Below are 13,816 nucleotides of genomic sequence, written 5' to 3' on the forward strand. Positions count from 1 at the left end.
AAAAAGTTAACCCGTTAACAGCGTTTCAGTTCGAAACCGGAAGCGCCGTAAACCAAAAATCGCTGGTCTGCCTGCCCGCATCACAGCAAGCCGCAGGCCAGATTCTCCCCTTGCGTGTCTTTTAGGGTTTTTTTACCCCACAACCCCATGAAAATCATGGCCTGAGGCTCGCGCGCCTATCGCGCCCTCAAGGTGGTGTTTTATTTAAGGAGTTGTTAGGCCTAATGTTTTTCCAACTCAGTAAGCTTAAGATCGGGCCAACAAGATTAACAAAGCAGCGTGAGATCGAGGCGGCAGGCCTTTACTTTACTGGCTGACGCCGCAAATGATCCGGCGCCGATCTTGCTGAAATCACGTCCAGAATAGCTGCGCGAGAGACGCAGTGACCAAAGACAGGGCCAGCCACAGGGGTTGTCCCGGCCAGAAAATGCAGGAAACACCCAGTCACATGTCCGAAACCAGCACCGCACAAACCTCCCCGTCCGGCGCAGGCTTTGAGGTTCGCCCTGTCTATCTGGTGGCGGCGCTCGCCGTCGTGACGGTGTTTGCGTTTTTCAACGGGATTGAAAATCTGTTCATGCGCTGGGGCGAGCAGGAGGAATTAAGTCACGGTTACTTCCTGCCGGTGATCGCGGGATGGATTATCTGGTCGCGTCGCGACGCCCTGAAAGGCAGCCTCGGCAAGCCCGTGGCGCTGGGCCTCGCCGGCGTCGCTGTTTCCGCCATTGTTCTGGTGCTCTCGGAACTCACCGTGACATCGCTGATGATCTTCCAGCACCTTGCGATGATCCTCCTGTTTTCGTCACTGGCCCTGGCGCTCGGCGGCTGGAGGATTTTCTGGCTCACCCTGCTGCCGATCGGCTTCATGCTGTTCATGGTGCCGCCGCCTTACTGGGTGATCACCATCCTGTCGCAGCATTTCCAGCTCTGGTCCTCGCAGCTCGGCGTCTGGATGATCGAGCTCCTAAACATTCCCGTTTATCTCTCCGGCAACATAATCGATCTCGGCGACTACAAACTTCAGGTCGCCGAAGCCTGTTCGGGTCTGCGCTATCTGTTTCCGTTTTTGAGCCTCGGCTTTCTCGCGGCCTATCTGTTTCACGCCCCCATGTGGCAGCGCGCAGTGGTGTTTCTGTCGACGATCCCGATCACCATTGTCATGAATTCCTTCCGTATCGCCGTGACGGGCCTTCTGGTTCAGCAATTCGGGCCGGAGCACGCCGAAGGCTTTATCCATATGTTTGAAGGCTGGGTGGTCTTTATCCTCTGCCTTGCGCTTCTGTTCGCCGTGATTTCGCTGCTCGCCCGGATATCAGGCCGCAAGTCCATCGGCGAATTGCTCGGTCTGCCCGACGTCAAGCCGCAGCCGGATGGCACGCAGTGGGACCAGAAGCGTTTTACCCTTCATGCGCTGATCGCTCTCGCACTTCTCGTGGCCGCCGGCTCCTATGTGCATTTTGCCACATCGAACATCCTGCGCGTGCCGGAGCGTTCCGATCTGTCCGGCCTTCCTTATGAATTCGAAGGCTGGAAGAGCTATGTTCAAGAAGTTGATGCGGACACGCTCAATGTGCTGGGCGCGGATGACTACATCATCACCAATCTGGAAAGCCCGGACAATGAGGCCTTCAACCTTTACATCGCCTATCTGAACATGCAGCGCCAGGGCCATAGCTGGCACTCGCCGCGCCAATGCATTCCCGGCGGCGGCTGGCAGATCGCAGCCCATGACTACGCCGAGGCGACGCTCAATGATGGCGACACCTTCCGCTACAACCGCATCATCATTGAAAATCGCGGCGTTCGCCAACTGGTTTACTACTGGTACGACCAGCGCGGACGAAAACTCGCCAATGAGTTCGTGATGAAGTCGTTCCTGATCCTCGACGCCGTGAACCTGCGCCGGACAGACGGCGCCATGATCCGGATCATGACCCCTATCGCCCGGGACGAGCTTGAAAGCGACGCCGACGCCCGGCTGACGGGATTCATGCGCAAGCTTGATCCCAAGCTCGAGCCCTATATTCCGGGCGCGGACGCCCCGGCGACCCAGGAGTTCGACCCGAACGATTAGGGACCGAAGCGCCGTCTTCACATTTTTAATGCAAGGGGCGGTTTTTTTTCGGTTATTTCTTTTTTTGCATTTGCTAAGGTCCGCTTCAGAAAGTCGGCCTAGTCTCGCTGGCCGGACCCAGCAGCGAGAAAGTTAAGGCTGACCCCGCAAAATCGCCAGAAACGCGCCCAGTCTGGCCGAGCGCCTTGAAATCGGCGCAATATTTGCAAATCAAGGGGCGCATCAGGGCCAGACCAGGCCTGGCCGACAGAAAGCAGGATCACCCAGATGGGCGAAGAATTCTCACTTGAAGACATTCTGATCATCCTCAAGCGCCGATTCCTGGCCTTTGTTCTGCCGGTGATTGTGCTCGCGCCCATCGGCGTTGTCGCAGTAATGTTGCTGCCCGCGAAATACACAGCGCAAGGCACCATCCTTGTCGAATCCCAGCAGATCCCGACGGAATATATCCGCTCCACCATTAACTCCTACGCGCAGGAACGCATCACCACGATCCGCCAGCGCGTGATGACCCGCAACCGGCTGCTGGAAGTCGCAGACGAGTATGATCTCTTCCCGCGCTCCCTCGGTCTTTCCGAGAGTGAGCGCGTCAACCTGATGCGCAACCGCCTTCGCGTCGACCTCATCACAACCTCAGCGCAGGCCCGCAGCGCCGGGCGCGACAACACCATCGCCTTCACCGTCGCCTATACGGATCGCGACGCCAACAAGGCTTATCTTGTCGCCAACAAATTCATCACGCTTTTCCTGGACGAGGATGTGCGCACCCGCACCGCCGGCGCTTCGAACACAACGGAATTCTTCGAACGTGAATCCACGCGCCTTCGCGAAGAGGTGGCGAACATGGAAGAGCGCGTCTCGCAATACAAATCGCAAAACGCAAACGCCCTTCCCGAACATCTCAATATGCATCTCAACATGCTGGAGCGGGCGCGCAACAATCTCAGCAACGCTGAATCGAGCATCACCCAGCTTGAAGAAGAAAAGCGTTTTCTGGAAACGCAGCTTATCAGCGGCGCCAGCGGGGATAACAGTCTTTCCACTGAGCTCGCCCGCCTCGAGTCGGAACTCGCCCGGCTGCGCGCGACATACCGCGACACCTATCCGGAAGTCGTCGCCAAACGCGATGAGATCGCCTCGATCAAAGCGCGCATGACGCCAAGCACCGAAATCACCCGGCTGCGCAGTGAGCTGACCGAAGCTGATGACGCCCTTACAGCGCTTGAACGCGCCTCCCCCCCTGATCCGGAAGCAATCGCCGTAGCTGAGGCCAATGTCGAGGCCGCGCGCAACGCCCTCTCGGACCGCATATCCGATGAGACGCGCAAAGGCTCTTCGGACATGGCCGGGGTTCAGATTGAAGGCCGTATCGCCGTTATCGAAAACCGCATTCGCATGCTGACGAAACAGTCGGAAGCATCGATGAACGAAATCGCCGATCTCGAAGCGCGGGTCGCCCGCACCCCGGAAGTTGAACGCGGCATCACTGCGCTGACCCGGGATTATGAAAACCTGTTTCAGGAATATCAGGATATCCTCGCCAAGCGCGGCACCGCCCAGCTTGCAGAAAATCTCGAAGAAAATCAGCAGGCGGAGAAATTCTCCATCCTCGAACCCGCCCTGCAGCCCGACAAACCCTCAAGCCCGGACCGTCCGAAGCTTATCGTGATGGCGCTGTTTGGCGCTTTCGGCTTGGGCGGAATGGTCGCGCTCGGGCTCGAGTTGCTGCAAGCGCGCCTGCGCGGACGCAATCACCTGTCCTCCATTATGGACAGCCAGCCCATCGCCGTCATTCCCTTTATATATAGCGAGACGGACAAACGCGGACGATTCCCCACCCTTCGCCCGCCGAGTTTTGGGCGCGGCGCCCGCAAGACCAAACGCCGGCACGCAACTGAGGCGACACCGGAGCCTGCATTGTGAACCCGATGCAAAGAGATTTGAGATAAGGCGAACCCATGGACCGAATTCGCAATGCAGTCACCCGGGCGCGGGAAACGCGGGAAACCGTCACACAGGACGCAGCAGCCGCAACAAAGCGTCTGCAACAGGCGCAAGCGCTGGCGAGCGCCAGCGCTGCAAAAACCGTAACCGCGACCACCGGGCCGGCGACCGCCGGACCTGCGACGACGGGAAATGACGATCCCCTGAACCTGCCTTCGGTCCAGTGCAATTTCGAAAACTTCGCCCGCAACCGGATCATCGCCAATGAGCAGGACCCGGTGCTGAACGCCTATCGCGTATTGCGCACAAGAGTGCTGCAGAAGATGGACGCTGAAGGTTGGAAAACCATCGCGGTCGTTTCGCCCGGCTCAGGCGCCGGCAAAACCGTCACCGCGATCAATCTGGCCATCGCGATCAGTTCGAAGCCGGGTTCACGAGCGACCCTGGTGGATCTCGATTTCTATCGCCCAAGCGTCGCCCGCTATCTCGGCGTCACCGATGCGCCGTCGTCGCTGGACTTTTTTGAAGGCAAATGCACGGTCCGGGACGTTGCTGTGCGCCCCGGCCTGTCCGATGTGGTGCTCATCGCGAATGAACGTGTGACCCGTCGCGGCGCTGAACATCTGACCTCGTCCCGTGCTGACGAGCTGATCAACACGGCTGTGCACGACTTCGGCTCCCGCGTGGTCATTTTTGACATGTCGCCGCTGCTCGGCTGCGACGACACCATCGCCTTCCTGCCCAAGATCGATTGCGCCCTTCTGGTCGCCGCCAGCGGCGACACAAGGGCCGACGACCTCAAGGAAGCCAAGCGGATTCTCGGCAAAACCAACATTCTCGGCACGGTCCTGAACAAGGCGCCCGCCGCCTTCATGCCGAACCAGTATTACTGACCGCCCGCAACGGATGAAATGCGTTGTCCCCAGGGCTCAGCTGACTGCATAAAAGCAGCCAAGGGCGGGCCTGCGCGCTTGAAGACCGCAGGTAAACTCACCAGTATAGTGAACCATGAAGGATTTATTCACAGAATAGGTCTTTAACTCCCTGTTATCCATCTACCCCAAGAGCCGGCCTTATGAATGTGTCTCAGTCCGTCAAACTCGCCGGCATTTTCGTCGCCCTGATCGTCCTGTATTTTCTGGTGCGCGGGCTCTTTGGCGGCGGCGCAAGCGATACTGCGCCCGAGGCCGCGGCGGCCGAAAATTTCACGGTGGTGGTCGACACGATTTCTCCGGCTGAATGGCGCGACGAAATCGTCGTGCGCGGACGCACCAAGGCTGAACGCAAGGTCATTGTACGCGCTGAAACCAGCGGTATGGTCGTGGAAACTCCGGCGACGCTGGGCGCACAGGTTGCAGAGGGCGATGTTTTGTGCCGGCTCGATGTGGACGCGCGCAGGGCCCAGCTTGCCGAAGCGCAAGCCGCCTTCGCCAAGGCCGATCTCGATTACAAGGGCGCCACGAAGCTGAGCGAAGGCGGGTTTCGTTCCGAAACCGCGGTCGCCACCGTTAAAGCCGCGCGCGATCAGGCGGCGGCCGCGCTAGAGCGTGCGCGCCTCGAACTCGGCAAAACCGACATCACGGCGCCTTTTGCCGGCGCTTACGACGAACGCCACGCGGAAGTCGGCGCGTTTTTGAGTGTCGGCGATCCTTGCGCGACCGTCATCAAGCGGTCGCCGTTCCTCGTCGTCGGCGCCGTCTCTGAACGCGACGTCGCCAAAGTGCAGCAAGGCGACAAGGGCCGCGCCCGCCTCGCCACCGGCGAAACCATCGAAGGCGTCGTACGCTTCATCTCATCAAGCGCTGATCCGTCGACCCGCACCTTCGACATCGAACTCGAAGTTCCGAACGAGGACGGCGCGCTTCGCGACGGCGTCACGGCGGAATTCACGGTCTTCACAAGAGAAACGAGCGCGCATCGCGTTCCTCGATCCGCCCTTGTGCTCAATGACGAAGGCGAAATTGGCCTGCGCAGCCTCGACAAGGACAATATTGTCGTCTTCACGCCTGTGCGGCCCATCGGTGAAAGCCCCTCAGGCTTTTGGGTCTCCGGCGTGACCGGGGATATCCGCCTGATCGTCACCGGTCAGGAATATGTCACCGTCGGGCAAGAAGTCGACGCGGTTCCGGCCACCGAAAGGGCCGGGACATGAACGGTCTGATCGACGCCGCCTTTTCGCGCACGCGCGTCGTCATGACGGCCCTTGTCGTCATGGTGTTTTTCGGCCTTCTCGCCTATCGCACCATCCCGCGCGAAGCCGATCCTGATGTCCCGGCGCCGTTTGTCGGCGTCACCATTCCGCTACCCGGCATTTCCCCGGAGGACGGCGAACGTCTGCTCGTGCGTCCAGCGGAACTAGAGCTTCAGAATGTCGAAGGCCTCAAACAGATTGACGCCTTCGCTTATGACAGCGCCGCGCAGTTCATTCTGGAGTTTCAGGCGACCGTCGACATCGATCAGGCGGTGCTGGACGTGCGCGAGGCGATGGACCGCGCGAAATCGGATTTTCCCACCGAGGCGGAAGAACCGCTTGTTCGGGAGTTCAACGCCCAGACCCAGTTTCCCATCCTGACGACCATCATCTATGGCGACGCGCCCGAGCGCGCGCTGCTTCAGGTGGCGCAGCGTCTTGAAGACAAGCTCGAAGGTCTGTCCGGCGTGCTTGAAGCGCGCCTCACCGGCTCTCGCGAAGAACTGCTCGAAGTTATCATCAATCCCGAGACCCTTGAATCTTATGGCCTCACTGAGCTTGAAGTCATCAATGCGGTGACCGCCAACAACCAGCTTGTCACCGCCGGCTCTGTCGATCGCGGCGATGGCCGCTTTACGGTGAAAGCGCCGGGTCTGGTGCGCAACGCCGGCGATCTCGCCGCGACGCCCGTGCGCGTCAATGGCGACAATGTGGTGACCATCGGCGATATCGCCTCCGTGCGGCGGACCTTCAAGGACCGCGACGGTTATGCGATTTTCAACGGCAATCTCGCTATCGGCGTCGAAATCTCGAAACGCTCCGGCTTCAACATTGTGGAGACCATCGAAGACGCGCGCAGGGTCATCGAAGAAGAATCCAAAAGCTGGCCCGCGACGATCAGCTATGAATTCACCAGCGATCAGTCCGTCTTCGTAAAAGACAGCCTTGAAGGGCTGACGGCGTCTGTCATGACCGCGATCCTTCTCGTGATGATCGTCGTCGTCGCGGCGCTTGGCCTGCGCTCCGCGCTGATGGTGGGCGTCGCGATCCCGTCGACATTCCTGATGGGTTTCCTGTTGCTTTCGGCTTTTGGCTACACGTTGAACATGATGGTGATGTTCGGCCTTCTCCTGGCCGTGGGGATGCTGGTTGACGGCGCCATCGTGATTGTCGAATACGCCGACCGGCGCATGGCCGAAGGCGCGCACAGACGCGAGGCCTATCTCGAAGCCTCAAAGCGCATGTTCTGGCCTGTAATCACATCAACGGCGACCACGCTCGCCGCCTTCGTGCCTTTTCTTTTCTGGAAGGACATGGTCGGCCAGTTCATGAAATTCCTGCCGCTGACGATGATTTTCGTTCTGACGTCCTCCTTGCTTGTCGCGCTGATCTTCCTGCCGGTCCTCGGCTCGCTGTTCGGCATTCCGGACTGGATGAAGAAGAAGTTCCACATGAAGGGCAAAACCGAAGTCGCGGAAAAGAAATTCGAAGTCGACGAGATCGATCCAACGAAACTCGACGGCCCGATCGCGACTTACGCCCGCATTCTGAAAGAGCTTGTTCAACGTCCGCTGCTGGTGGGCCTTGCTGCGGGCGCCGTGGTCGTTCTCTGCATTTCCTCCTTCATCGCTGCGGCGCCGGAGGTCGAGTTTTTTATTCGCAATGATGACGATCAGGCGAATGTGCTGGTGTTGGCGCGGGGGAACCTCTCCTCCGAGCAAAAAATCGAGATCGTCAAGGATGTCGCCGCCCGCATCGACGACCATCCCGCAATTGGGCACATCTATATCCAGACCGGCCCCGAACTCGCCCGCGGCCGGGAGGCGCCTGTGGAGACGATCGGGCAGATCGGCCTGACGCTCGTCGACTACACCAAGCGTGAACATTCCTATATTGTGCTCGATCAGTTGCGCGAACGCGTGCGCAATGTGCCTGGCGTTCATGTGGAAGTGCGCCAGCGCGCGCAGGGCCCTGATGTGGGCAAAGACGCGCAACTGGAAATCTCGTCACCGGATTTCGACGCCATGGTCGCCGCCGCGAAGAAAGCGCGCGCGTTCATCGACAGCACCGCCATTGTCATCGACGGTCAGGAAGTGCCGACCTATATGGACCAAGAGGACACGCTTCCCCTGCCCGGCATAGAGTGGAGCATCGAAATCGACCGCGCGCTAGCGGGCCGCTACGGCCTGTCCGTGCAACAGGCCGGCGCCGTTCTCCAGCTCGTCACCGATGGCCTTCTCGTCGATAAATACCGCCCGCAAGACGCAGATGACGAAGTTGATATTCGCGTGCGCTATCCGGAAAAGAACCGCAACATCTTCGCGCTTGATCAGGTGCGGGTGCAAACGCCGCAAGGGTCTGTGCCGCTGTCGAACTTTGTCTCGCGCGTGCCGAAACCGCAGGTAGACCGCATCATCCGCCGCGACGGCGCCCGGATCATTGAAGTGAAGGCGAATGGCAATACGCGCGTGAAGGGCCATGAAGTCAGTCAGGACCGCGCCATAAACCACTTAAAAGAGTGGCTGGAAACCGGCGCGCTCGGCCCCGACGTCACCTGGGTGATGCGCGGCGCCGACGAAGAAACCGCAGCGGCGGCGAGCTTTTTCCAGAACGCCATGCTCGCGGCACTGTTCATGATCGCCATGATCCTGCTGCTTGAATTCAACAGTTTCTACCACGCCGCGCTGACGCTCTCCGCCGTGGTCCTTTCCGTCTTCGGCGTGCTGTTGTCGATCGCCGTCACAGGACAGTATATTTCCGTCATCATGACCGGCACCGGCATCGTTGCGCTGGCCGGCATCGTTGTGAACAACAACATCGTCCTGATCGACACCTATCAATATCTGCGGCGCAAAGGCTTGTCCGTTGAGGACGCCGTTGTGCGCACAGCGGCGCAGCGCATCCGCCCGGTCCTGTTGACCACCGCGACAACGATCCTCGGCCTTCTGCCCATGGTGTTCGAGATCAATGTGAATTTCGCCGCCGGCACGATCACCCATGGATCAACGACCTCCGACTGGTGGGTGCTGCTGTCATCCGCCGTCGTTTACGGTCTCGCCTTTTCCACCGTGCTGACGCTTATCCTGACGCCGGTCATGCTGGCCGCGCCGACGGTGCTGCGCAACCGCACGCCCGCCGCCGCCGGCTGGTGCAATCGCCGTTTCAAATGGGTCAAGACGAGACTCGGTCTGAAGCCGGCCATTGAAACTCCGGCAGCGCCTGGCGAACGCGCGGATCAGGACTATCCCCACGCAGCGGAATAGGGGCGCTAGTTCGCCCCTTCTTCTTCCGTTTCCGCAGCGTCAGGCACATCGAAAATCTGGCCGGGATAGATCAGATCCGGATTACGGATCTGGGCGGCGTTCGCTGCGTAGATGATGGTGTATTGGGCGCCGCTGCCATAGGCGCGCCGCGCAATCCGCCAGAGACTGTTGCCGGGCTGAACGATCACCCTTCCATCGCGCAGTTGAATGTCGTCCATGCTGGCGCGCTCAAACGGCAGCTCGATTGCGTATTCCGGCCGACCCGTTTCATCGAGCTGGATCACCAGAAGATCATAGACCCCCGGCGCAATCTGCGCTTCCGGGGCGATGGTCCAGCGGCCTTCATCATTGGCGGCGACGCGGCCGATAAGCTGACGATTGATGTAAAGCTCGACGACAAGGCCCGGCGTCGCGCGGCCGGAAAAGATCACGGCGCCGGCGTCATCATAGTCGATGACATCAAGCGACAACGGTCCCAGCCCTTCCGGTCTTTCACTTGGGTCCTGAAGGACTTCCGTGGCGCCGCCCGGCGTCGTCCGCAGCACCAATGGCAAATCGCCTTCGCGCTCCGGCACATAAATCACGATGGTATCTTCAGACCGGATCACAGTGCCGTCTTCGGTGCGCATCGACAGGCTCAGCTCAACCGGCCCGGCGTCGAGCGGCGTTTCCGTGGCGATCACCCAGGAGCCGTCCGGCTCCACAGGAACTTTTTCAAGCTCCGCTTCATTTGCGTAAATCGTGACTTCAGAACCCGGCTTTGCGCGCCCGGCGATGACGGCGTACCCAGTGCGATCAACGCGCACGATGTCAAAACTCGGCAGCGCAGGCTCCGCCGGCGTTTCGCTCTGCGGCTGATCGGCGTCAGGGACCGCTAGTTCGGCGACCTCTTCGCTCGGTCCTTCAATAATTTTAAAGCGTTCGGCGGCTTTCCAGCCGATAAAACCGAGAACAATCAGTAACAGGATTATGATGATGACACGCATGAATAGCCGCTCCTTAACGCTTTGTTCCCGGCTCAAAGGGTACTTTACCCAAAGGTAAATCGGCGTACAATGCCACCCCAACAACAAGAAACGTGTAAGCCCATGAAATCATTATGTGTTTATTGCGGGTCACGGCCCGGCACTGACCCCGCCTTCAAAGAAGCAGCCATCACCGTCGGAAAAGAAGCAGCCAAGCGCGGCTGTCGCATCGTTTATGGCGGCGGCAAGCTCGGGCTTATGGGCGCGACAGCGGGCGCGGCGCGCGACGCCGGCGGCCCCGTCTTCGGCGTCATCCCCGACTTTCTCGTCGAGCTTGAAGGCGTGCTTGAGGGCGTCGATCATAAAATCGTCACCAACATGCATGAACGCAAGATGATGATGTATGAGGAGTCAGACGCCTTTCTGACTCTTCCCGGCGGCATCGGCACGCTTGAGGAACTGATTGAAGTTCTATCATGGGCGCGGCTCGGGCTTCACCGCAAACCGCTCATCGTCCTGAACATCAACGGCTTCTGGTCGCCGCTAAAGGAACTTCTCGATCACTTCGTCGAAAAGGGCCTTGCCGATTCAGAACTCGTGAATGACCTGAAATTCGTCGACTCTGTTGACGAAGTCTTCGAGGCCGCAGAGCGCAGCATTCTTCGCGAACGCGCGTAAGCCTCAGGCGCGCTTGCCCGACAAGCGCGCCCTCGCCTTTTCAGCGCCGATCAGGGGAAACAGCGCGGCCATCTCCGGTCCGCGCTGACGGCCGGTCAGCGCCAGGCGCAATGGCATAAACAGGTTCTTGCCTTTGGCCCCGGTTTTTTCTTTCACGGCGTTGGTGAAGGCGCCCCAGCTATCCGCATCGAGAGTGTCAGGCACAAGCGCCGCCGCTTCGTTGGCGAAGTCGGCGTTTTCAATCACCGGCTCCACGTCGCCATCGACAACTTCTATCCAGTCGGCGGCGTCTTTGAGGCGAGTGATATTTCCCTTCACCGCATCCCACAAAATCTCGCTGACGCCGAGCGTTTGCAGCCGCTCCGCGACGTTTTCATAAGGCGTTTCATGGAGGATTTTGGCGTTGAGCGCTTCAAGCTCGCTCATGTCGAAACGCGCCGGCGCGCGGCCCACACGGTCGAAATCGAAACTTTCGGCGAGCGCCATCAAATCAGGCTGCGGCAACACGGGATCAGCCGTGCCAAGCTTTGCCAGAAGGCTGGTAATCGCCGCCGGCTCAAGCCCGTCCTCGCGCATCGCCTCAATCGACAGGGAGCCCAGCCGTTTCGACAACCCCTGCCCGTCGGCGCCGACCAGCAAGGAGTGGTGTGCGAAGGCTGGCGGCTCACCGCCAAGCGCGCGGATAATCTCGATCTGCACGCCCGTATTGGTGACATGGTCCTCGCCGCGCATCACATGGGTGATGTTGGCGTCAATATCATCGACACAGCTCGGCAGGGTATAAAGATACATGCCGTCCTCGCGGATCAGCACCGGATCGGAAACGCTCGCCGTATCCACCGTTGTCTCACCGCGAATAAGGTCATCCCACTTCACGGGCGTTTGCGAGAGCTTGAAACGCCAATGAGGCTTGCGGCCTTCCGCTTCGTAGTCGGCCTTTTGCGCCTCCGTGAGGTCCAGCGCCGCGCGGTCATAAACCGGCGGCAAGGACCGGGCGCGCTGGATCTTGCGTTTACGGTCGAGTTCTTCGGCAGATTCGTAACACGGATACAAAAGCCCCTCGGCGATCAGCTTGTCGCGCGCCGCATCGTAACGGTCAAAGCGCGCTGACTGGCTGAAAGTCTCATCGTAATTCAGACCGAGCCATCCGAGATCGGCGCGGATGCCGTCTTCAAAGGCTTGAGTCGAGCGCTCCTGATCCGTGTCGTCAATCCGGAGCACGAAAACCCCGCCGGATTTCCGGGCGAAGAGCCAGTTCCACAGGGCGGCGCGCACATTGCCAACATGAATCTTTCCTGTTGGGGACGGCGCAAAACGGACTTTGACGGTCATGGGGGTACCAGGGGCTGAAAAAGCGACGCCTTAACCCTTCCCCGCAGCCGGGTCAAACCTCCCCGCTGTGGTCAGCGTTCAGCGGCCCTGAACTTGAAAGGCAGGGGTCGGAACCCGCCGCCAGGCCTGTCAGGAGTATCAAGGTGTCCCGCATTAAAACAGTTTTCGCCGCCCTCGCGCTCAGTATCGCCGCGCCGGGCCTCGCCAACGCCGCAACCGTTTCCATTCGCGACAATCCGGACAATGGCGGGTCGGTGTTCGCTAGCGGCTTCAACCGCTCCATCAGCATCCAGCATGACGGAACCAACCGGAACGTCCAGGCCGGGGTCTTTTCCCTTCAATATAACGAAGGCGATGGCTGGGTCGATTTCTACACTTTCTGCCTGCAGCTTTCTGAATATCTGTCCTTGCCGCGCGAGCATGAGCGCGTCGCCGGCGCGGACTATTTCGCCTCGGGCGACGACCTCAACGCCCTCGGCGTTCTTTACGGCTCGCTGATGACGACAGACTATGTTTTCAAAAACGCCAACACCGCCGCAGCGGCGCAGTCGATCATCTGGGAGATCACCGAAGACGGCGCATCCGCCTTCGATCTCGCCGCAGGTGACTTCAAACTGTTCACAGCCGATGTCCTCGCCGAAGCGAACGCGCTCTGGGCGCTGATCATTTCCGGCGACTTCGCAGCAGAGGCGTTCGACGTCTTCGCCGCGCGCGGCACGCAGGACCTCATCACCTCAAGCGTGCCCATTCCCGGCGCGCTGCCGCTCCTGTTTTCAGGACTCGCCGGTCTCGGCTTTGCAAGCCGCAAACAAAAGGCTCACGCCTGACAGAGTTTCCGTGGGGGAAACACGAGTGCGCCTCGTGAGGGGCGCTTTCGGGGGAAGAAAAGGCCGGGCAAAGCCCGGCCTTTTTGTTTTACGCCATGCTTTGCGGCGCATCACATCCAAGTATCAGTAAAGGCCATCGCCGCCACAAGCGCGGAGAAAAGCGCATAGGAGAAAAATCCGTAAGCAAAGAGCGCCGCCATCCGCCAGACAATACGGCATCGGTAAAACGCAAAACCGAGAAACCCCGCCTGCGCCGCGAGGAAGCTCACAAGCAGCGGCGTCGCGGCGTCTCCATCAAGCTGGCCGCGAAAAACACCGGCGACAAAGACAATGAGCAGGCTCGCCGCCGGCGAGCCCAGAAAAATCAACATGTCCTTGCGACGATTGCGGAGCCACAAGACCACCGCCACGAGAAGCGACGCCATCCCGGTGAAGGGAACCAGCAACAGCCATTCAATGCTGGGCGCAACAAACATCATTGCAAAGGCGGTCGCGAACCACATGGGCGCCGTAAACATCAACCCTAGCGCTTCCAACATCAG

Annotated in this window: 10 protein-coding genes; 7 read left to right on the forward strand and 3 right to left on the reverse strand. The window is 59.7% G+C overall.

Going from position 1 to position 13,816, the window contains the following annotated elements; all coding sequences use genetic code 11:
* Nucleotides 1-448: 448 nt before the first annotated feature.
* The 5 genes from xrtD to ACFOOP_RS18795 all read left to right on the forward strand — a co-directional run bounded on the left by xrtD (nt 449) and on the right by ACFOOP_RS18795 (nt 9,472).
* Nucleotides 449-2,074, forward strand: a complete 1,626-nt coding sequence (xrtD, locus tag ACFOOP_RS18775; protein WP_379882696.1) for a VPLPA-CTERM-specific exosortase XrtD — start codon at nt 449-451, stop codon at nt 2,072-2,074.
* Nucleotides 2,075-2,341: 267 nt separating this feature from the next.
* A complete protein-coding gene (locus ACFOOP_RS18780; protein WP_379882697.1) occupies nt 2,342-3,997 on the forward strand; it encodes a GumC family protein in 1,656 nt (551 codons plus the stop codon).
* A 35-nt stretch (nt 3,998-4,032) separates the two neighbouring features.
* Nucleotides 4,033-4,911, forward strand: a complete 879-nt coding sequence (locus tag ACFOOP_RS18785) for a CpsD/CapB family tyrosine-protein kinase (RefSeq protein WP_379882698.1) — start codon at nt 4,033-4,035, stop codon at nt 4,909-4,911.
* 182 nt (nt 4,912-5,093) lie between these two features.
* A complete protein-coding gene (locus ACFOOP_RS18790; protein WP_379882699.1) occupies nt 5,094-6,170 on the forward strand; it encodes an efflux RND transporter periplasmic adaptor subunit in 1,077 nt (358 codons plus the stop codon).
* A complete protein-coding gene (locus ACFOOP_RS18795) occupies nt 6,167-9,472 on the forward strand; it encodes an efflux RND transporter permease subunit (protein ID WP_379882700.1) in 3,306 nt (1,101 codons plus the stop codon). Before ACFOOP_RS18790 ends, ACFOOP_RS18795 begins: the two co-directional genes overlap by 4 nt.
* 5 nt (nt 9,473-9,477) lie before the next feature.
* Here the strand turns inward: ACFOOP_RS18795 and ACFOOP_RS18800 are convergent, their stop codons facing one another.
* The gene (locus ACFOOP_RS18800) at nt 9,478-10,458 is read right to left on the reverse strand and encodes a LysM peptidoglycan-binding domain-containing protein (protein WP_379882701.1); all 981 of its coding nucleotides are present in this window, start codon (nt 10,456-10,458) and stop codon (nt 9,478-9,480) included.
* A gap of 102 nt (nt 10,459-10,560) precedes the next feature.
* On the opposite strand from ACFOOP_RS18800, the gene ACFOOP_RS18805 reads away from it, so the two are divergent.
* Nucleotides 10,561-11,115: an LOG family protein gene (locus tag ACFOOP_RS18805; RefSeq protein ID WP_379882702.1), complete on the forward strand. Its 555-nt coding sequence runs from the start codon at nt 10,561-10,563 to the stop codon at nt 11,113-11,115.
* Between the two features lie 3 nt (nt 11,116-11,118).
* Here ACFOOP_RS18805 and gltX read toward each other — a convergent pair whose 3' ends face one another.
* Nucleotides 11,119-12,447 carry a glutamate--tRNA ligase gene (gltX, locus tag ACFOOP_RS18810; RefSeq protein ID WP_379882703.1) on the reverse strand — a complete coding sequence of 443 codons (1,329 nt, stop codon included), beginning with the start codon at nt 12,445-12,447 and terminating at the stop codon, nt 11,119-11,121.
* A 143-nt stretch (nt 12,448-12,590) separates the two neighbouring features.
* On the opposite strand from gltX, the gene ACFOOP_RS18815 reads away from it, so the two are divergent.
* Nucleotides 12,591-13,274 (forward strand): hypothetical protein, encoded by a 684-nt coding sequence (locus tag ACFOOP_RS18815; protein WP_379882704.1) that lies wholly within the window; start codon nt 12,591-12,593, stop codon nt 13,272-13,274.
* 110 nt (nt 13,275-13,384) lie between these two features.
* Here ACFOOP_RS18815 and ACFOOP_RS18820 read toward each other — a convergent pair whose 3' ends face one another.
* Complete coding sequence (locus ACFOOP_RS18820; RefSeq protein WP_379882705.1) at nt 13,385-13,813, reverse strand: hypothetical protein; 429 nt, start codon at nt 13,811-13,813, stop codon at nt 13,385-13,387.
* Nucleotides 13,814-13,816: the final 3 nt, after the last annotated feature.

It is taken from the genome of Hyphococcus aureus (assembly GCF_042643165.1).
GTDB classification, from domain to species: Bacteria; Pseudomonadota; Alphaproteobacteria; order Caulobacterales; family Parvularculaceae; genus Hyphococcus; species Hyphococcus aureus.

Coding starts and splice junctions, on each gene's coding strand:
- ACFOOP_RS18795 (WP_379882700.1), top strand. CDS start 6,167: ATGAACGGTCTGATCGACGCCGCCTTTTCGCGCACGCGCGTCGTCATG.
- ACFOOP_RS18785 (WP_379882698.1), top strand. CDS start 4,033: ATGGACCGAATTCGCAATGCAGTCACCCGGGCGCGGGAAACGCGGGAA.
- ACFOOP_RS18820 (WP_379882705.1), bottom strand. CDS start 13,813: ATGTTGGAAGCGCTAGGGTTGATGTTTACGGCGCCCATGTGGTTCGCG.
- ACFOOP_RS18780 (WP_379882697.1), top strand. CDS start 2,342: ATGGGCGAAGAATTCTCACTTGAAGACATTCTGATCATCCTCAAGCGC.
- ACFOOP_RS18790 (WP_379882699.1), top strand. CDS start 5,094: ATGAATGTGTCTCAGTCCGTCAAACTCGCCGGCATTTTCGTCGCCCTG.
- ACFOOP_RS18800 (WP_379882701.1), bottom strand. CDS start 10,458: ATGCGTGTCATCATCATAATCCTGTTACTGATTGTTCTCGGTTTTATC.
- gltX (WP_379882703.1), bottom strand. CDS start 12,447: ATGACCGTCAAAGTCCGTTTTGCGCCGTCCCCAACAGGAAAGATTCAT.
- xrtD (WP_379882696.1), top strand. CDS start 449: ATGTCCGAAACCAGCACCGCACAAACCTCCCCGTCCGGCGCAGGCTTT.
- ACFOOP_RS18805 (WP_379882702.1), top strand. CDS start 10,561: ATGAAATCATTATGTGTTTATTGCGGGTCACGGCCCGGCACTGACCCC.